At 66.9% G+C, this 18713-nt stretch carries 15 protein-coding genes; 6 read left to right on the forward strand and 9 right to left on the reverse strand.

Features of this window, described 5'->3' with window-relative positions:
* Window positions 1-724 precede the first annotated feature (724 nt).
* The 3 genes from J2S53_RS03230 to J2S53_RS03240 form a co-directional block, all read right to left on the reverse strand.
* Window positions 725-1765, reverse strand: a complete 1041-nt coding sequence (locus tag J2S53_RS03230) for a hemolysin family protein (RefSeq protein WP_456239688.1) — start codon at window positions 1763-1765, stop codon at window positions 725-727.
* Complete coding sequence (locus J2S53_RS03235) at window positions 1762-3129, reverse strand: hemolysin family protein (protein ID WP_456239689.1); 1368 nt, start codon at window positions 3127-3129, stop codon at window positions 1762-1764. Before J2S53_RS03235 ends, J2S53_RS03230 begins: the two co-directional genes overlap by 4 nt.
* 307 nt (window positions 3130-3436) lie before the next feature.
* Window positions 3437-3997, reverse strand: a complete 561-nt coding sequence (locus J2S53_RS03240) for a TIGR03086 family metal-binding protein (protein ID WP_456239690.1) — start codon at window positions 3995-3997, stop codon at window positions 3437-3439.
* Window positions 3998-4437: 440 nt separating this feature from the next.
* Between J2S53_RS03240 and J2S53_RS03245 the strand changes: the two genes are divergently transcribed.
* Window positions 4438-5922, forward strand: coding sequence for a peptide MFS transporter (locus J2S53_RS03245; protein WP_456242687.1), 1485 nt, complete (start codon window positions 4438-4440; stop codon window positions 5920-5922).
* Between the two features lie 138 nt (window positions 5923-6060).
* Window positions 6061-6300, forward strand: coding sequence for a hypothetical protein (locus J2S53_RS03250; RefSeq protein ID WP_456239691.1), 240 nt, complete (start codon window positions 6061-6063; stop codon window positions 6298-6300).
* Window positions 6301-6444: 144 nt separating this feature from the next.
* On the opposite strand, the gene J2S53_RS03255 is transcribed toward J2S53_RS03250, so the two are convergent.
* The 3 genes from J2S53_RS03255 to J2S53_RS03265 form a co-directional block, all read right to left on the reverse strand.
* A complete protein-coding gene (locus J2S53_RS03255; protein WP_456239692.1) occupies window positions 6445-7512 on the reverse strand; it encodes a DUF3616 domain-containing protein in 1068 nt (355 codons plus the stop codon).
* Between the two features lie 70 nt (window positions 7513-7582).
* Complete coding sequence (locus J2S53_RS03260; RefSeq protein ID WP_456239693.1) at window positions 7583-9694, reverse strand: FUSC family protein; 2112 nt, start codon at window positions 9692-9694, stop codon at window positions 7583-7585.
* A gap of 138 nt (window positions 9695-9832) precedes the next feature.
* A complete protein-coding gene (locus J2S53_RS03265; protein WP_092928517.1) occupies window positions 9833-10429 on the reverse strand; it encodes a TetR/AcrR family transcriptional regulator in 597 nt (198 codons plus the stop codon).
* Between the two features lie 209 nt (window positions 10430-10638).
* On the opposite strand from J2S53_RS03265, the gene egtA reads away from it, so the two are divergent.
* The 4 genes from egtA to egtD are packed head-to-tail and all read left to right on the forward strand — an operon-like array spanning window position 10639 to window position 15068.
* The gene (gene egtA, locus J2S53_RS03270; protein WP_456239694.1) at window positions 10639-11937 is read left to right on the forward strand and encodes an ergothioneine biosynthesis glutamate--cysteine ligase EgtA; all 1299 of its coding nucleotides are present in this window, start codon (window positions 10639-10641) and stop codon (window positions 11935-11937) included.
* A complete protein-coding gene (gene egtB, locus J2S53_RS03275) occupies window positions 11909-13255 on the forward strand; it encodes an ergothioneine biosynthesis protein EgtB (RefSeq protein ID WP_456239695.1) in 1347 nt (448 codons plus the stop codon). The genes egtA and egtB overlap by 29 nt, the downstream gene beginning before the upstream one ends.
* A 12-nt stretch (window positions 13256-13267) precedes the next feature.
* On the forward strand, window positions 13268-14092 hold the full coding sequence (gene egtC, locus J2S53_RS03280; protein WP_456239696.1) for an ergothioneine biosynthesis protein EgtC: 825 nt from the start codon (window positions 13268-13270) through the stop codon (window positions 14090-14092).
* Between the two features lie 4 nt (window positions 14093-14096).
* The gene (gene egtD / locus J2S53_RS03285) at window positions 14097-15068 is read left to right on the forward strand and encodes an L-histidine N(alpha)-methyltransferase (RefSeq protein ID WP_456239697.1); all 972 of its coding nucleotides are present in this window, start codon (window positions 14097-14099) and stop codon (window positions 15066-15068) included.
* 51 nt (window positions 15069-15119) lie between these two features.
* Here egtD and J2S53_RS03290 read toward each other — a convergent pair whose 3' ends face one another.
* From J2S53_RS03290 to acnA, 3 genes are all read right to left on the reverse strand, one after another.
* Complete coding sequence (locus J2S53_RS03290; RefSeq protein WP_456239698.1) at window positions 15120-15416, reverse strand: hypothetical protein; 297 nt, start codon at window positions 15414-15416, stop codon at window positions 15120-15122.
* Window positions 15413-15634 (reverse strand): zinc finger protein, encoded by a 222-nt coding sequence (locus tag J2S53_RS03295; protein WP_092631697.1) that lies wholly within the window; start codon window positions 15632-15634, stop codon window positions 15413-15415. The genes J2S53_RS03290 and J2S53_RS03295 overlap by 4 nt, the downstream gene beginning before the upstream one ends.
* A 204-nt stretch (window positions 15635-15838) precedes the next feature.
* Window positions 15839-18646 carry an aconitate hydratase AcnA gene (gene acnA / locus J2S53_RS03300; protein ID WP_456239699.1) on the reverse strand — a complete coding sequence of 936 codons (2808 nt, stop codon included), beginning with the start codon at window positions 18644-18646 and terminating at the stop codon, window positions 15839-15841.
* Window positions 18647-18713 lie beyond the last annotated feature (67 nt).

Consider the following 18713-nt stretch of genomic DNA (forward strand, 5'->3'; position numbering starts at 1 on the left):
AGAAGAGCCCCCTGATCGAAACCAGGGGGCTCATGCTATATTTCTTCCGCCAAGTCGAAATAAAGCAGTACTGAGTCTAGCACGGAATAGGCTTCCCGCCACGCGCACCCCAGGCAGCGCGTGGGTAGGGATACAAGTCCTGGCCACGGTTCACAGCCGTGCGGCTCCCCGTTAGATGGGGTGAAGTCCGCGCGTCAGGCAACGCACGATCTAGGCGAACCCGGCCGTGTACTTGGTAAGCCCTGACGCTCATGCTCGGGCACTCCGCCCATCACCGTGGCTCTGCCCGTAACCCCCGGCTCGGCGCGGGTGTAACACCCCGCGCGGGGTGAAGCTCCGAAGTCACAATTCCGGTATACCGAGAAGCTTCACCTCCCCCTCGATCCGGGAGAACTGTGTCGAACACGCGACGTACCCGGATCAGGGGGGCTCGCAGCCTTACGGGTCCACACGGTACCCGAGCCCCCGCCAAAACCGACCCGCGGTCCCGGCGGCTTCAAAACCTCACGGCGAAAACGGACGGCGACCCGGCACCGGGGTCACCAGAGGCTGTCGGGGGTTGCCGTTCAAAGCAAGGCCGAACCGAGCGACACCAACGAGCGCGGGGTGTACGAACCCGGATTCCATCACCGGGTGTTCTGGACCCGTTCCGTGCTCTGGCCCCGCTCCCACGAATCGCCCACGGGTCTCCGGGCGCTTCCCGAGGAAAGCGCCCGGAGCCTGGTCAGGCCACGTGGGTGCCGTCGCGGACGGTGCCGACGTACTCCTCGACGAGGTCCTCCAGCGCCACCACGCCGAGCGGTTTCCCGCCGTCGTCGATGGCGGTGGCCAGATGACTGCCGGTTCGGCGCAGCGCCGTCAGCGCATCGTCCAGCCTCGCCCGTGCCCGCACGGTGGGCAGCGTGCGGATCCGCGAGCTCGGGACCAAGGTGCGCGGAGAACTTCCCGCCTGGTCCAGCACGTCCTTGACGTGCAGGTACCCCACGAGCTTGCCGCGCTCGCCGCGAACGGGGAAACGGGAGAAGCCCGTGGACGAGACGGCGTTCTCCACGTCCGTCAGCGTGGGGTCACCGGGCAGCGTGGTCAGGTCGTGCAGCGGAACGAGGACGTCACCGACGGTGCTTTCCACCGAGGAGAGCGTTTGGGCCAGCCTGCGGTGCTCGGACTGGTCCAGCAGTCCCTCGCGTCGGGACTCCACCAACAGCTCCGCCAGCTCGGAGGAGGTGTAGGCGGTCTCCAGGTCTTCCTTGGGCTGTATCCGCAGCACACGCAGCACCAGGTTGGCCAGCATGTTGAACAGCGCGATCAACGGCCGGGCAACCTTGACGAAGCCCACCAGAGCGGGAACCAGCCACAGCGCCAACCGCTCCGGATCGGCGATCGCGAGGTTCTTCGGAACCATCTCGCCGACCAGCACGTGCAGCACGACCACGAGCGCGAGCGCGAGCGCGAAGGAGACCGCGTGTATCAGCACCGAGGGCACCGGAATCGGGCCCAGCAGCCGTTCGAGCTGGTGTGCCACGGCCGGCTCGCCCAACCTGCCCAGTCCCAGCGAGCAGAGCGTGATGCCGAGCTGGGCGCTGGTCAACATCAGCGAGCCTTCCTGGCTGGCTCTGATGACGGTGTTCGCCCGTTGTATTCCCTGCTCGCGAAGTGCTTCCAAGCGGTCCCTGCGCGAGGAGAGCAGGGAGAACTCCGCTCCCACGAACAGCGCGTTGAGCAGCAGGAGCAGCACGGTGAGTCCGATGGCCGTGCCGTCGCTCATCGTGACACCTCCCGTTGCGGTTCTGCGTTCGAGGACGGCTGTCTGGAGCCGAGGTCAGGGGAACGATGCTGCAGCCGCAGTTCGGCGATGCGGTGCCGGTCCATGCCGGTGACCGTCAGACTCCAGTCGTCCTGCTGGATCCGGTCGCCCGGTGTGGGGATGCGGCCCAGCCGGTACAGCACGAAACCCGCCACCGTCTCGTAGTCACCTTCCGGCATGGTGAAGCCGGTGGCCTCTTCGAGTTCGTCCGACCGCAGCAGTCCGGAGATGTTCCAACTGGAACCTCCGGTGCGTCGCACGGCGGCCACTTCACGTCGGTCGTGCTCGTCGCGTACGTCACCGATGATCTCCTCGACGACGTCCTCCAGGCTCACGATTCCCGCCGTGCCGCCGTACTCGTCGACCACCAGCGCCATCTGCAACCCGGAACCGCGCAGCCGCTCCAGCAGCGCGTCACCGTCCAGGCTCTCCGGCACCGTGGGCACCGGTCGTGTCAGCGAACCCACCGAGGTTCCGGCGCGCTCTTCCAGCGGCACCCCGAAAGCCTGTTTGACGTGTACGACACCGTGTACCTCGTCGAGGTCGTCGCCGTGTACCGGAAACCGGGAGAAGCCGGTTCGTCGTGCGGTGTCGATCAGTTCGAGCACGCTGTCCCGCGCCTCTAGTGACTCGACCCGCACCCGAGGGGTCATCAGTTCCTGGGCCGTACGTTCCCCGAACCGCAGCGAGCGGTCCATCAGCTCGGCAGTGGCCTCGTCGAGCGTGCCGTGCTCGGCGCTGGAGCGCACGATCGAACCGAGTTCGTCGGGGGAGCGGGCCGAACGCAGTTCCTCCTGCGGCTCGACGCCGAACTTCCGGATCACCCAGTTGGCGCTGTTGTTCATACTGTTGATCAACAGGCTGAACACCCGGGAGAACGTGGCGTGGTAACCCGAGACCGCCCGGGCAGTGGGCAGTGGTCGTGCGATCGCGAGGTTCTTCGGAACCATCTCGCCGAAAACCATCGACAGCGTGGTCGCCAGAAAGATCGCGAGCACGAGGGCCAGGGGAACGGCCACACCCATCGGTATCCCGATCGCGGTGATGACCGGGCGTAGCAGGTCACCGATCAGTGGCTCTGCCACATAACCTGTCACCAGGGTGGTCAGCGTGATCGCCACCTGTGCGCCGGAAAGCTGGAACGAGAGTGTGCTGTGCGCACGGCGTACCGATCTGGAACGCCGGTCGCCGACCTCGGCGACATGGGTGTCGATGGTGCTGCGTTCCAGGGTGGTCAGCGAGAACTCGGCGGCCACGGCCAGCGCCGTGCCCAACGTGAGCATCCCGACGAACAACAGCCCCAGGATCGCGAGTAGAACGTCCATCATCCACCGCCTCGCGACTGGCTGTTACGGCGCCGCAGCCGATGGTGAGTAGCAAAGCAGCCGGGTCTTCGACCCGGCCCGGTACTGCCGTCGGTCGAGTGTGCCTCGGGCACTGACGCTGTCACTCCTTTTGCGTCGTGTCGTGATCGTCGACTACCGGGGCCGCGTTCTCCCAGCGGAGGCGGTGGTCCCGGTTTCGGTGCGTACATCCTACCGTGCGGGAAGCCGTGATGGCTTCCACTGTGGCGCGGATATCCCAACCGGGGCCCGTTCCCACCGTTTCCGGTGTGGCATCAGCCGCGGACTCTCAGGGTTGCCTGCCCAGCATCGCCAACAGACGGCTCTGCGGGGCCGCCGAGACGCTCACGGGTTTCGCCGGTGCGAAGAGCCCGGAATCGGCGAGCGCCGCCAGGTGCGGTTCGAACACCGCACGCACGGCTTCGACCAGTTCCGGGTCGAGCCCGGTGTCGGCTCCGATGCCCTTCGCGAGGTCCCAGGCGTGTACCGCGAGGTCCATCGTCATCTGCCAGCCGTAGTCCTCGACGGGGATCTTTCCGCCGGTGACGTGTACCCGGCTGGACAGCTTCGCGTTGTCCCAGGCCGCTCGTGCCGCGGAACTGGCCCTGTCCCACGCCGCTTGCGGGTCCTCGCCCACCAGGTCACCGTCGAACCGGTCGCCGACCTGTTCCAGCGTGTGCCCCTCCAGCAGCCAGGGCGCCCACAGCTGCTCGCTGACCAGGTGGTTGAGCAGATCGCGTACTCGCCACTCGCCGCACGGGGTCGCGTTGTCCAGTTGATCGATTCCGGTGCGGCGAACACGATTGTCGAATTCGCGCATCGCCGCCCGGTGTGCGGGCAACAGTTCCATCTCCGCTCCATGGCTCTGCGTCGTCCAGGGTGCCGCTGATATGCGATTCGAAGGCTCGCACAATGGTCCTCGGGGTGCGAAGCCGGGACAGCGTGGGGCGTACCGGGGCCCGGCGTTCCGTGTCTCCCGCTCGCGGGAGCGCGGGCCGCCGCGTCCCGTGGCGGTCGTCGAAAGCCCCGGTGAGTTCGATCACATAGCGTGAGTATATCCATTGCGTGGCAACCACGGTCGGTACCGGGAGTGTGACTCCCGGAACGTGCCACATCCCTCGCACGAACAGGGGTGGATCCCGGTTTCCCGGGATTGTCCACCTGTGAAACATCTGCTCATCCAGACGTCACACCTTTGATGGACCCGGTACTCGTGGCCTGCGAAGAAGTGCGTATCCTGCCGCAAGTTGTCAGGTGGCCACAGCCGCCGTGCCACGCGTACGAGAGGACGTGATCGTGAACACCTCCACGGTTACGAACGAGCCACACGGGAGAGGTTTCTTGGGCCAACCTCCCGGGCTTTCCACGCTTTTCTTCACCGAGATGTGGGAGCGCTTCTCCTACTACGGGATGCGTGCCATTCTGGCGCTGTATCTCTACACTGCGGTCGCCGACGGTGGCCTGGGACTGGACGAGAACAGGATCGCGGTACCGCTGGTCCTGGCTTACGGCTCCTCGGTGTACCTGACCGGCGTGGCCGGTGGCTGGTTGGCCGACCGCGTTCTCGGCTCGCAACGCGCCATCTTCTACGGCGGCGTGCTGATCATGTTCGGGCACATCGCGATGGCCGTTCCCGGTGGTCTAACCGCGCTGGGGGTGGGGCTCGGCCTCATCACGATCGGTACCGGCCTGTTGAAGCCGAACGTGTCCAATGTGGTGGGTGGTCTCTACGACAAGGAGGACACGCGGCGCGACGCCGGTTTCTCGATCTTCTACACGGGTATCAACATCGGTGCCTTCATCAGCCAGATCCTGACTCCGGCCCTGCAGACCGGTATCGGTTTCCACTGGGGTTTCGGTGCGGCCGCCGTCGGGATGGCTCTCGGCCTGATCCAGTACGTTCTCGGACGTGGTCGCCTCGGTGGGGTGGGGAGCCAGCCGGTCAACCCGCTGCCCGTCGACCGCAGGAACGCGGTCCTGACGAGGGTCGCGCTCATCGCCGTGCTGATCCTGGTCGCGCTCGGGGGTGCCGTCTTCCTGTGGGGCATCCCGGGGCTGATCAACAGCATCACCGGGATCTCGATGGTGCTGCCGGTCGCGTACTTCGTGGTGATGTTCAGGAGCAACCAGATCACCAAGATGGAGCGGGACCGTCTGATCGCCTATATCCCGCTTTTCCTGGCCACGGCCATCTTCTTCCTGCTGTTCGAACAGCAGGCCGCGACACTGGTGGTGGTCACCGATCAGCAGACCGACACCACCGTGTTCGGCTTCGATTTCCCAGTGGGTTGGTTCCAGTCGATCAATCCGTTGGCCATCATCATTCTGGCTCCCCTCTTCGCCGTGATGTGGACCAAGCTGGGGTCGCGTCAACCGAGCACCCCGGGCAAGTTCGTGGGTGGTCTGGTCTTCGTGGGGCTGGCCTTCCTGTGGGTGGTGTTCTCCAGCCTGTTCACCAACGCCGAGGGGTTGCTCAACCCGTTCATGATCGTGTTCGTGTTCGTGCTGCTGACCATCGGTGAGCTCATGCTCTCCCCGGTGGGGCTCTCGGCGACCACGAAGTTGGCGCCGCAGGCGTTCTCCTCGCAGACGATGGGGCTGTACTTCCTGGCGCCGGCCCTGGGACAGGGAGTGGCCGCACAGGTCACGAAACTGTACTCCGCTGATCACCAGAACCTGTACTTCGGTGGTGTCGGCCTCGTAACTATCTTCCTGGGAGTCGTGCTGGCGTTGATGGTCCCGATGATCAAGAAGTACATGCGTGGCGTGCTGTAGTCCGATCGCCGCGGGGTGAGCCGAGGAGCCGTGCGGGTTCGCTGCCGAGCATGTGGCCGTCCGAAGTGACCGCCGGAGCAGTGTCGACCCGGCTCGGTTCGTCGAGCCCTGACACGAGCGGTCACGATCGTCGCCGAAGTGGGCTTCGACGTCACGTGGTCCACGACCACACGTACCTCCTGGACCTCACCGGAGATCCAGCCCAATCAGCGGGTCATGCTTCGCGCGGGCAAAGTGGTGCAGCGGACCGGGTTCGAAGTCTGGCAGGTCAATGAGACCCTCCACCCCACCTGCGGTACTTCACAGCACGAGGTGCACCTTCGCTACGGGCACGCCGACCGGTACAAGCACCTGGTTTACCGGACGGACTACCTGTAGTCGTACTGATTGCCGATTCGGGAATCGCATGCCCGGGGTAACTGGTCCGGGCGCGCCGTGGACCGTCCCGCCTGCGCGGGGCGGTCCTGTTCGTCGGTGCCGGCGGCGCGGCGCGTTCGTCACGCCGCCGTGCTTCCACGGTCGTCAGGGCAAGGCGAATACGTCGCCCAGCACGGTGTGCTCGGCGGTCAACCGGTGTTCGGCCGGGCTGTCGTAGACCACGAACAGTTTCTCGCCGTCCGACTCCGAGACGACCGAGATCCCCTCGGCGTGATCGTCACCGACCCCGTGGGGCAGTTCCAGTTCCACCGGCAGTTGCTCGGAGCGCACCACCTCGGGAGCCTCGCTCTTCGCCGCGTCGTGCCAGCGATAAACCCGGATCGGTCCGTCGAGGTCCATGGACGGCCCCGCCAGCACGAGCAGGTCGTCACCGTGCGGGCACAGGTCCCGGATGCCGAGCCCGTCGAGGTCGAGGAAGTGCTTGCGATAGCGGGAGCCGCCGAAGCGACCCAGGGTGAGCTCACCGGCCTCCGAGCCCTCGCTCGGCGCGATCTCCAGCAGCACGGCCCAGCCCCGAAGCACCGGTCCCCGCAGCCCGAGGAACAACCCGTCGCCCTTCACGGCGACCCCCTCGACGTCGAACCCGTTGTCCTTGGCGGGTATCCGCAGGAACGGGCTCAGGTGCGGATCCTCCGCCAGCGCTTCGGTCAGGCTGTCCTTGCGGCGCGCGCCGAGCACCGCGGAGCGCCTGCCGTCCGATGCCTCCCGCACCAGTCGTGGCGACCCGTCCCCGTCACGTTCCACGGCCAGCCTGGCCACGACGTGCCGGTTCACCTCGTCCCGCACCTTGGCCAGTCGTTTGGCCGCCTTGGTGTCGTCGTGTTTGGGTTTGATCTTCTTGCGCACCAGGCTGTGCGAGCCCACCGCCCAGAGCCAGTCCCCGTTCAGACCGAGTCCTTCGATGTCGGCCTCCTCCTCGGCGGGACCGGGCAGCGGCACGAGATCGGCGAGCCGGAAGGTTCGCTGCTCACCGTAGGAGTCCGGGTGTTCCCCCTCCGCGAGCCGCATTCGTTCCACGGTCGCGGTCTCGTCACCGGCCAACCACAGACACCCGTCGTCACCCCGGATCGCGGAGATGTTGACATGCGTTTCCGCGTCCACCGACCCCTCGTGGAACCGCAGCGCCATACGTCGTTCGATTTCGTGGTGCATGGTGCGCATTATGCGGCCCTCCCGGTGTTCCGGTCCGGCAGTGGGAGGCGTTCGTCAGCGAGGACACGCCTCACCGTGCCGGTTCGGTTTCCCGGCGTTCGACGAATCCGAACTCCCGTCCGAGGTCGTGCAGGATCCGGCCGAGCCGGTCGAGCAGGTAGACCGTGCGGTGCAGCGAGGTGGGCCCGGACGGCAGGGTCTCCGCGATGTCGTGCAGCTCCTCCGCTCGTTCCCGCATGTCCTCGACGATCTCGTCGAAGTTCCGCGTTCCTCGACCGGCCAGCGCCGCCGCGGCTTCCGCCATGCACCGGAGCAGTTCGACCAGCCTGCTCCGGGTGTCCGTGTCGATCATCTCGGCGCTGTTGCCCAGCACCACGGTGAGGTTGCGGACGTAGTAGGCACAACCGGATGCCATGGTCAGCTCGCGTTCCAGGCGACTGCCCTGGGAACGCATCCGCAGCCCCGTCAGCGGCCGCGCGCTGTCACGCAGTCGGTGGAACCGGTCGTCCAGTTCCCGCACGTCCTCGCGCAGCCCGGAGACGGTCCCCTCGGCCTCGACGTCCCCCGCGGCCCGGCGAAGCAGGTCCCGCAGCCGCAACAGGAAGTCCTCCGAACGCGAACGCACCACCGAGCGGGTGCTCGTCGGCAGCACCAGCACGGCGGCGAGGACTCCCGCGGCGGCCCCCACCGCCGTTTCCACCAGTCGGGTCTCCAGCACAGCCACGGAGAAGCTGCCCAGGATTCCGTAGAGGAGACCGAGTGCGGTCGTGATGAAGAACGTCAGGGCGGCGTAGGAGTATCCGATGAAGTAGAACGCGAGGAACAGGCACAGCAGGATCAGCACCAGTTCGGTGGCCAGATATCCCGTCACCTGCGAGGCCACCAGAATCCCGGCCAGCACCCCCAACAGTGTGCCCGCGGTGCGTTGCCAGGCACGTACCAGCAGCTCACCGCGGCTGTTGACGCTGATGAACACCACGAACGCCGTTATCACGGCCCAGTACCAGCGGTTCGGCGACACCAGCTGCCCCCCGACGATGGCCAGCGCCGCTGCCGCGGTCACCTGAACCGCCGTCCGCACCTCGGGGCGTCGGAGTCCGGTCTCGGAGTCCGACGGTTCGTCCTGCTCGTCGGTGTCCCGTTCGGTCTCGGCGCTCTCGGGCTGTTCGGAGGTCGACTCGTCCGCGGTGTAGTCACTGCCGAGCTCGGAGGTCGCCTCGGCCAGTTCGGCCATCGCCGATCCGAGTCTGCGCACCGTCATGGCCAGTTCGGCCGACCCCTGCCGTTCCAGCTCCTCGGCGACACGCTTGGCCGCTTTCCGGAACTCGGTGGGGTCCGTGCGCAGCACGTGCAGCAACGGCGTCAGTGCCGGAACGGCTCCGGAAGGGTGATCGATCGCTCTGGTCAGTGGTGTGAGCAGGTTCTCCGCGGCCAGCTCGACATTGAGCAGGCGTTGTCGAAGCCGGTTTCTGCCCACCTCGTCGATACCGTTCAGCTGCTCCACCGTGCCCTCGAGCATCAGCGCGGTTTCGTTCAGCCGGGTCGAGCGATTCTGCAGCTCGCGGCGCCGTTTCGTCGAGTCGGGGTGTTCGGCCAGATCGCGCACCGTGTGCAGCAGCGCGTGTACCTGCGCCCGCATGGTTCGCCTACCCCGTTCGAGAACCCCCTGCGGATCGTCACGCAGCACTACGAAGCGCAACAGGCAGGCCGCCAGCGCACCGCAAACCGCGGCCAGCCCCATCACCGGGATCTGAGAGAGGGTCGGCCGCAGGAACATCGCGAAGAAGTAGCCGAAGAACCCCACGAAGCCCAGTGCGAAGTACCGCACGCCGAAGCGGCGGACATAGGTGGCCGCGAAGATGACAACCAGAAAGATCAGCACCGTCAGGAACGGGACGTGCCGACTGGCGGTGGCGATGCCCAGGCTGATCGTGGCCGGGATCGGCATCAACAGCGTGGTGATCAGTCTGCCCCGCTCGGTGGGATCGTTGACCGCCACCGAGGACTGGATGGCCACGATCGCACCGATCAGCGCGCTGGGCAGCGCCAGCCCCAGCCACGCGAGCGTGGGCAGCATGACCAGCAGTGTCAGGGCGACCGAGGAGACCACCCGAACGGCGGTCCGGAACCTGCGCAGTGCGGGGTCCGAGGCGACGAAGCGATTCCACCACTCGCTCCACATGCGTGCCTCCGGCTGCCGTCACTGACCGACTTCTTCCCGTCGGATCGCGGTTGTCGATCGGGCCGGGGGCGAGATTACGCCCGCGGGCGGTTCGGGGCATCGCACACGCCGTGCCGGCCCGGGCAGGGGAGCGCCGGATCACACCCCGCCGCCGCGGTGGCGGCGTACGCTCTCCTCCACCAGATCCAGCACCGGGTCCATGTCGTCAGCGGGAAACCCCATGGCCAGGTGCGAGACGAGTCCTTCCAGCACCAGCTCCAGGTACGCGGTGAGCACGTCCACATCGACGTCGTCGCGCAGATTGCCCGAGCGGTGCTGCCGGTTGAGTCGTTCCCTGGTCGCGGCGGTGAGCTGTTCGGAGCGTTGTGCCCACCTGCCGCGGAACTCCTCGTCGGTCCGCAGCCTGCGGGACACCTCCAGCCGGGTGCCCAGCCAGTCCGCGCCGGGAACACTTCCGCTGCCGTGCGGATCGGAAAGCAGGTCGCGCATCACTTGCACCAGCCCCTGCTCGGCCACGACGTCGGCCATCCGGCCCGCGTCGTCCTCGGCCAGCGCCAGGAACAGCGACTCCTTGTCCTTGAAGTGGTGAAAGATCGCGCCGCGGGAGAGCCCGGTGGCTTCTTCGAGTCTGCGCACGGTCGCACCTTCGTAGCCGTACCTGGCGAAACAGGCACGGGCGCCGTCCAGAATCTGACGGCGTCGCGCCTGCAGGTGGTCCGAGCTCACGCGGGGCATGGACTGATCGTCGCAGCTCGCCGGTGTTCTCGCAATCCGTACGTACGTTTTGTGAACTCGCCTGCCCACGCTACGGCTTGCCTGCCCACGCGGCGGAACGCGGGGTTTCATAGCAGTCGCCGCTCGCGGACCGCAAGTGGTGCGTATCCCCTCGAGCGACGGTAATGTCAACGTGAACACCAGAACACAGGCGGTGATGGAACGTGGCCATGCCCATCGATCGGGATGATCCCGTCGACCCGGCGGTCCACGAGGTACCAAAGTCGCGCTTGCGGAGCCGTGCCGACGCGGAGGCTTACGTTGCCTCGGTGTGTTTCAAACACGGCCCACCCCGCTTGCTCGGCATCGAACTCGAATGGACCGTCCACCATGCCGAAAATCCCCGAAAGCCTCTGGAGCCCGAACGCCTCAGACAGGCACTCGGATCCCACACTCCCAGTTCACTGGCCCCGGAAAGCCCGAACGACGGACTGCCGAACGGATCGGCACTGACTCTCGAACCGGGCGGCCAGATCGAAATCTCCAGTGCCGCGCACGAATCGATGAGCGCACTGCTGGAATCACTGACAGGCGACATCGCCTACGTCCGCGAACTGTGCGCCCGCGCCGGCCTGGTGCTCGGCGCTCGCGGTATCGATCCCTGGCGCCCACCGCGTCGACTGCTCCCGGTGGCGCGTTACGCGGCCATGGAGCACGCGTTCGACCGCATCGGAAGTGGTGGCAAGCGGATGATGTGCAGCACAGCCGGCATTCAGGTGTGCCTGGACATCGGCGAGCGGGACCGCCTCGGAACGCGCTGGGCGGCGCTGCACGCCCTCGGCCCGGTCCTGACCGCGACGTTCGCCAATTCGTCCACCGTGCTGGGAGGCGACACCGGATGGGCCTCGGCCCGGGCACGGTCCCTGCTGCACACCGATCCACCCCGCACGCGCCCCGCGCCGATCACAGCGGATCCGGCCGCGGACTGGGCACGGCACGTGTTGGACGTTCCGGTGGTGTGCCTGCGACGCGACAACGGCGACTGGACAGCTCCGAACGGGATCAGCTTCGCCGAATGGATCGGTGGTTCACTCGAAGAGGCCCCCACACGTGACGACCTCGACTATCACCTGACCACCATGTTCTCCCCCGTACGTCCCCGCGGCTACTTCGAGGTGCGCTACATCGACGCGCAGGAGGGGGACGAGTGGATGCTGCCCGTCGCTGCTCTGATCGCCCTGTTCCGCAGCGAGACCGCCGTGGACAAGGTTATCGAGGAGACCGCCGCGGTCGCTGACAGCTGGGTGGACGCCGCGCGCCACGGACTCGCCGATCCCGAACTCGCCCGGGCGGCCGAGGCCGTTTTCGACCTGGCCTGTCGTTGTTTGGAAGCTCTTCCCGACAGTCCCGCCGGACTGGCCGAGCGGGTGGCCGAAACCGTACGACGGCGCCTCGAAACAGCCCGTGCGGCGAACGAGCCATCCACCACAGGAGGACGACGTGAGCACCATCGGCCCCGAATCGGCTGAACTTACCCCGGACGACCTCAAGAACCGCGTCGCCGTTGAGCTGGAGCGAACCAGGCAGCGCAGCATCGCCCTCACCGACGCGGTCGACGACGACGATCTCGTCGCGCAGCACTCCCCGCTGATGTCGCCACTGGTCTGGGACCTGGCCCACGTCGGCAGTCAGGAGGAGCTCTGGCTGGTGCGGGACGTCGGTGGCCGCTCCGCACTGCGACCGGACATCGACGATCTCTACGACGCCTTCCAGCACTCGCGGTGTGACCGCCCCGAACTGCCACTGCTCGGTCCCGACGAGTCACGCGACTACATCGCCACCGTCCGCGACAAGGCCCAGGACGTGCTGCACCGGGTGCGGCTGGACGGCAGGCCTCTGGTGGAGCGGGCCTTCGCGTTCGGAATGATCGTGCAGCACGAGCAGCAGCACGACGAGACCATGCTGGCCACTCACCAGTTACGACGCGGCGATCCCGTGCTGCACGCTCCGGATCCGCCCTCGGTGGCCGAAACCCCGCTGCCGTCGACGGAAGTGTTCGTCCCGGCGGGCACCTTCACGATGGGAACATCCAGCGAGCCCTGGGCACTGGACAACGAACGCCCCGCTCACCCCGTGCACGTGCCCGACTTCCGCATCGACGCCCACCCGGTCACCAACGCGGACTTCTTCCGCTTCATCGAAAGTGGCGGGTACCAGCACCCCCGCTGGTGGAGCGAGGAGGGGTGGCGACACCGCGAACACGCACGACTGAGCGCCCCGCTGTTCTGGCGGCGCAGCGGTGACACCTGGTGGCGCCGCAGGTTCGGCAGGATAGAACCGGTTCCCCCCGAGGAACCGGTGGTGCACGTCAGCTTTCACGAGGCGCAGGCCTACGCGAACTGGGCGGGCAAACGTCTTCCCACCGAAGCGGAATGGGAGAAGGCGGCGCGGTTCGACCCCACCACGGGGAGCTCCATGCGCTATCCGTGGGGCGACCGCGAACCCACTCCCGAACTGGCCAACCTCGGCCAGCGGCACCTGCGTCCCGCTCCGGCCGGTGCCTATGCCGCCGGACGCTCGCCGTGCGGCGCCGGACAGCTGATCGGTGACGTCTGGGAGTGGACGTCCTCCGATTTCGCCGCTTACCCGGGTTTCGAGGCCTTTCCCTACCGCGAGTACTCGGAAGTCTTCTTCGGTACCTCGCAGAAGGTGCTGCGGGGAGGATCGTTCGGCACCGACGCCGCGGCCTGCAGGGCCACCTTCCGCAACTGGGACTTCCCGGTTCGTCGGCAGATCTTCGCCGGATTCCGTTGTGCACGCACCCCATCGCGGGACGAACTCGACTGAGCGGACGTGGCCATGTGCAGACATGTCGGTTATCTGGGGCCGTCGGTGCGGTTGGACGAGCTGCTGCTGCGTCCGTCCCACTGCCTGCTCGAACAAACCTGGGCGCCGAACGACATGCGCCGAGGTGGGACGATCAACGTGGACGGTTTCGGCGTCGGCTGGTATGGCGCCGAACGCGTCGAGCCCAGCAGATACCGCGCGGCCGGGCCGATGTGGGCGGACGAGAACTTCGCCGCGCTGGCCCCCGAGGTGTCGGCGGACGCCCTCGTCGGCGCGATTCGTTCCGCCACCAGATCGACTTCGGCCGAGCGGACGGCCTGCGCCCCGTTCCAATCGGGGCGTTGGCTGTTCAGCCACAACGGATCCGTGCCCGGCTGGCCGGACTCGCTGGCCGAACTGGCCGAAAAGCTCGACCCGGTGCGGTTGCTGGCATCGGAAGCACCGGTGGACTCCGCGGCCGTCTGGGCGCTGTTGTCGCAACGGCTCTCCGATGGGCAAGCCCCCGCCGACGCGGTGCGCGACACGCTGGTCGAAGTGGTCCGTGCCGTTCCCGACGCACGGATGAACATGCTGTTGTCCGACGGGAATCTGTTGATCGCCACCACCTGGACGCACTCGCTGTCGGTGTGCCGGACCGACAGCGCGGTGGTCATCGCGTCCGAACCCTTCGAACTACCAGCCGCCGCACGGGGGCACCGCGGTGGTTCGGCCACGGCGGACTCGCCGTGGCACGCCGTGCCGGACGGCCACCTCGTCGTCGCCGACCGCGAGGAGACCAGTCTGACCCCGTTGCCGGACATCGAACTACGAGACAACCCGACCTCCGAGAGCAGGTAACCGGATGCGCCCCGTCGAACTGATCAACCACCGTTCCGAGGCCGACGTGGCGCGTGAACTACGCGCCGACGCCAGGGGCGGACTCACCGCCGAGCCGAAACGCCTGCCACCCAAGTGGTTCTACGACGCCCACGGCAGTGAGCTCTTCGAGCGCATCACCGAACTTCCCGAGTACTACCAGACCAGGGCCGAGTACGAGATTCTCGAGACACACGCACTGGACATCGTGGAGCGCACGGGCTTGGACACGCTCGTCGAGCTCGGTTCCGGATCCTCCTACAAGACCAGACTGCTGCTCGACGCGATGCGCAAGAACGAGACGCTGCGTCGCTTCGTTCCACTCGACGTGTCGGCCTCCGCCCTGCGTGGCGCGCTCGAAGCCATCGCGGCGGACTACCCGGAACCGGCGCTGTACGGGATCGTGGGGGACTTCGACACCGCACTGGCCGCACTGCCCGAGGAGGGGACGCGGTTGGTGGCGTTGCTCGGCGGGACGATCGGCAACATGCGTCACCACCAGCGGGTGCGATTCCTGCGCACCGTTCGGGAGGCGTTGTCGACGGGGGAGTGGCTGTTGCTCGGCACCGATCTCGTCAAGGACCCCGCACGGTTGCGGCGTGCCTACGACGACAGCGCCGGAATCACCGCCGAGTTCAACCGCAACGTGTTGCGCGTGCTCAATCGTGAGCTCGACGCGGACTTCCCGGTGAACGAGTTCGAGCACCTCGCCGACTGGAACGAGGAACGGGAACGGATCGAGATCGGACTGCGCGCTCCCCGCCCCATGCGGGTGCGGCTGGCCGAACTGGATTCCACGATCGAGCTGGCCGCCGGTGAAGTGCTCGAGACCGAGATCTCGGCGAAGTTCCGGAGGGAACGTGTCGACTCCGAACTGGCCGAAGCGGGGTTCGAACCGGTCGAGTGGTGGACCGATCGGGCCGGGGACTTCGCGGTGTCGTTGGCCCGCGTCCGTTGAGGACGTCGTCCTCGCGGGTCCCGTGCTCTCATATCGTGATCGAGCACGATTTCACTCGGCCGGTCGGTCCGGTGCGTCGGAACCGTGTGACAGACCGGGAACGATAGTCGTTGCCGCTTCCCGCGGTGACGCGGTGAGCATCAGGCACGGCAGACATGGCATGCCCGCCGGTCGGTCCGCCGTCTCGGCCACCGTGTCCGGGATGCGCAGTCCACAGTGGGTTGCCCAGTGCTCCGGGAGCTCGCCGTGCTCCGTCGCGTCATCGTCGTCGAGGGTGCAGAGATGGACCTGTCGCTGCGATTCACCAACGAGCCCCGCCCGGTACCGGACGGCTATCGTTCTGCTCATGCGGTCGCTCCGACGCGTTCCTTGGCCACGTCCATGCACGCGTCGCAGGTGGGCCACAGCCAGTTGAGCTCGTTCGAGGCAGCCGCCACGACCCGCTTTCCGCACAACGTGTCGAGCCTTTCCCCCTCGTCGTGCTGCTTACCCCCGGGGAGCGGACCGGCGATGGCGTGCCGTTGTTTCTCGGCGGGTTGCCAGTGATGTTTGAGTTCACTTGTCATGATCACACCTCCATGACGGGAGACGCACGAGCCCGTTGACGGTGATGCGCGCGGACGTATTCTGTGACCGTTTTCACCCGTCGGAATGAGTCGGGATTCCGAAGACGGAAACTCCCCGTGTGATCCTAATCCTTCTCGAAAGAACTCGGCGCCGTGGTCCCGTCCGAACGGGACCACGGCGCCGAGGACGAACTCCGCGACCTGTCAGGAATTGACCATGTTCCGCAGGACGTACTGCAGAATACCGCCGTTCCGGTAGTAGTCGGCCTCACCCGGAGTGTCGATGCGAACGTCCGCGTCGAACTCCACGGTGGAGCCGTCCTCCTTGGTGGCGGTCACCTTCACCGTGGACGGGATCTCACCGTTGTTGAAGGCGGTGATCCCGTTGATGTCGTAGTGCTCCGTTCCGTCCAGTCCCAGGGACCTGGCGGTGCTTCCCGCCGGGAACTGCAGTGGGACGACTCCCATGCCGATCAGGTTCGAACGGTGGATGCGTTCGAACGATTCGGCGATCACCGCGCGCACACCGAGCAGCGCGGTGCCCTTCGCGGCCCAGTCCCGTGACGAGCCGGAGCCGTACTCCTTGCCCGCCAGGACCACCAGCGGCGTGTTCTCGGCGGCGTAGTTCTGCGCCGCGTCGTAGATGAACGCCTGCGGAGCGCCGGGCTGGGTGAAGTCGCGCGTGTAGCCGCCCTGCACGTCGTCGAGCAGCAGGTTGCGCAGCCGGATGTTGGCGAACGTGCCCCGGATCATCACCTCGTGGTTGCCCCTGCGGGAACCGTAGGAGTTGAAGTCCTTGCGCTCGATGCCGTGCTCGCGCAGGTACTGCCCGGCCGGGGAGTCGGGCTTGATGGCGCCCGCCGGCGAGATGTGGTCGGTGGTGACCGAGTCGCCGAGCAGGGCCAGCACCCTCGCACCGGAGATGTCGGTGACCGGTTCCGGCTCAGCACCCATGCCCTCGAAGTAGGGGGGCTTGCGCACGTAGGTGGAGTCCTGGTCCCACTCGAAGGTCTCGCCCTCGGGGGTGGGCAGCTCCCGCCAGCGCTGGTCGCCCGCGAACACGTCGGAGTAGTCGTTGGTGAACATCTCCTGCGTGATCGCCGAGTCGATGGTGCTCTGGATCTCCTGCGGGCTGGGCCAGATGTCGTTCAGGTAGACCGGCTCGCCCGCGGTGTCGTGCCCCAGCGGATCGTTGGCGAAGTCGAAGTCCATCGAGCCCGCGAGCGCGTAGGCGATCACCAGCGGCGGCGAGGCCAGGTAGTTCATCTTGACGTCCGGGTTGATCCGGCCCTCGAAGTTGCGGTTGCCGGACAGCACCGAGACCACCGAGAGGTCGTTGTCCTGCACCGCCTGCGAGATCTCGGTGGGCAGCGGCCCGGAGTTGCCGATACAGGTGGTGCAGCCGTAGCCCACCAGGTGGTAGCCCAGCTTCTCCAGGTAGGGCCACAGGCCGGCCTTCTCGTAGTAGTCGGTGACCACCTGGGAGCCGGGGGCCATCGAGGTCTTGACCCACGGCTTGGTCTGCAGCCCCTTGTCCACCGCGTTGCGGGCGAGCAGCGCCGCGCCCAGCATCACCGATGGGTTGGAGGTGTTGGTGCAGGAGGTGATGGAGGCGATCACCACGGCGCCGTGGTCGAGCTCGAACTCGCCCTTCTCCTCCGAGGTGACCTTGACGGGGTTGGAGGCCCGGCCGTCGGAGCCGTCGGCGGCCGAGAACAGCTTGGGCTTGTCGCCCTCGTCGTGGTGGGTCACGGCGGGGGAGTCGCTGGCGGGGAAGGACTCCTCGCCGGCCTCGTCCAGCGCGGTGTCGTCCGAGCTGACCTGCACGTAGTCACGGAGCGAGCCGCGGAAGGAGCTCTTGGACTCGGAGATCGCGATCCGGTCCTGCGGACGTTTCGGACCGGCGATCGAGGGAACCACGGTGGAAAGGTCGAGTTCCAGGTACTCGGAGTACTCGGGCTCGTGGTTCGGGTCGTGCCACAGTCCCTGCTCCTTGGCGTAGCTTTCCACCAGGTCCAGCTGGTCCTGCGGACGGCCGGTGAGCTTGAGGTAGCGCAGCGTCTCCTCGTCGATCGGGAAGATCGCCGCGGTGGAGCCGAACTCGGGGCTCATGTTGCCGATCGTGGCGCGGTTGGCCAGCGGGACGGAGGCGACCCCGGAGCCGTAGAACTCGACGAACTTGCCGACCACACCGTGCTTACGCAGCATCTCGGTGATCGTCAGCACCACGTCGGTGGCGGTGGCGCCCGGCGGGATGTCGCCGGTGAGCTTGAAGCCGACCACCTTGGGGATGAGCATCGACACCGGCTGTCCCAGCATCGCCGCCTCGGCCTCGATGCCGCCGACGCCCCAGCCGAGCACACCCAGACCGTTGACCATCGTCGTGTGCGAGTCGGTGCCCACACAGGTGTCCGGGTAGGCCTGGCCGTTGCGGGCCATCACACCGCGCGCCAGGTGCTCGATGTTGACCTGGTGCACGATGCCGGTTCCGGGGGGAACGACCTTGAACTCGTCGAAGGCGTTCTGCCCCCAGCGCAGGAACTGGTAGCGCTCCTTGTTCCGGCCGTATTCGAACTCGACGTTGCGTTCGAAAGCGTCCGGCTTGCCGAAGACGTCGATGACCACGGAGTGGTCGATGACCAGCTCGGCGGGGGCGAGTGGATTCACCGCGGACGCCTGGCCGCCCAGCTCCACGACGGCCTCACGCATGGTGGCGAGGTCGACCACGCAGGGGACTCCGGTGAAGTCCTGCATGATCACCCTGCCGGGGGTGAACTGGATCTCGGTGTCCGGTTCGGCGGTGGGGTCCCAGTTGCCGAGTGCGCGTACGTGTTCGGCGGTGATGTTGACACCGTCCTCGGTACGCAGCAGGTTCTCCAGCAGGATCTTGAGGCTGTACGGCAGCCGCTGCGCGCCGTCGACCGCGTCGAGTCGGAACACCTCGTACGAGGAGTCGCCGACACGCAACGTGTCACGGGCGCCGAAGCTGTCCTTGCTCGCAGGTGCGGTCACGTTCCACTCCATCTCGTGACGGGCGTGCGCAAGTTCGGGAACGGCACGGGTCCGGGGAAGTCTCGCG

This window comes from Actinopolyspora lacussalsi, from assembly GCA_030803735.1.
GTDB classification, from domain to species: Bacteria; Actinomycetota; Actinomycetes; order Mycobacteriales; family Pseudonocardiaceae; genus Actinopolyspora; species Actinopolyspora lacussalsi.

Bases quoted from the DNA above. Each gene is read 5' to 3' on its own strand.
- J2S53_RS03230 (WP_456239688.1), bottom strand. From the start codon at position 1,765: ATGAGCGACGGCACGGCCATCGGACTCACCGTGCTGCTCCTGCTGCTC.
- J2S53_RS03235 (WP_456239689.1), bottom strand. From the start codon at position 3,129: ATGGACGTTCTACTCGCGATCCTGGGGCTGTTGTTCGTCGGGATGCTC.
- J2S53_RS03240 (WP_456239690.1), bottom strand. From the start codon at position 3,997: ATGGAACTGTTGCCCGCACACCGGGCGGCGATGCGCGAATTCGACAAT.
- J2S53_RS03255 (WP_456239692.1), bottom strand. From the start codon at position 7,512: ATGCACCACGAAATCGAACGACGTATGGCGCTGCGGTTCCACGAGGGG.
- J2S53_RS03260 (WP_456239693.1), bottom strand. From the start codon at position 9,694: ATGTGGAGCGAGTGGTGGAATCGCTTCGTCGCCTCGGACCCCGCACTG.
- J2S53_RS03265 (WP_092928517.1), bottom strand. From the start codon at position 10,429: ATGCCCCGCGTGAGCTCGGACCACCTGCAGGCGCGACGCCGTCAGATT.
- egtA (WP_456239694.1), top strand. From the start codon at position 10,639: ATGCCCATCGATCGGGATGATCCCGTCGACCCGGCGGTCCACGAGGTA.
- egtC (WP_456239696.1), top strand. From the start codon at position 13,268: ATGTGCAGACATGTCGGTTATCTGGGGCCGTCGGTGCGGTTGGACGAG.
- egtD (WP_456239697.1), top strand. From the start codon at position 14,097: ATGCGCCCCGTCGAACTGATCAACCACCGTTCCGAGGCCGACGTGGCG.
- J2S53_RS03290 (WP_456239698.1), bottom strand. From the start codon at position 15,416: ATGAGCAGAACGATAGCCGTCCGGTACCGGGCGGGGCTCGTTGGTGAA.
- J2S53_RS03295 (WP_092631697.1), bottom strand. From the start codon at position 15,634: ATGACAAGTGAACTCAAACATCACTGGCAACCCGCCGAGAAACAACGG.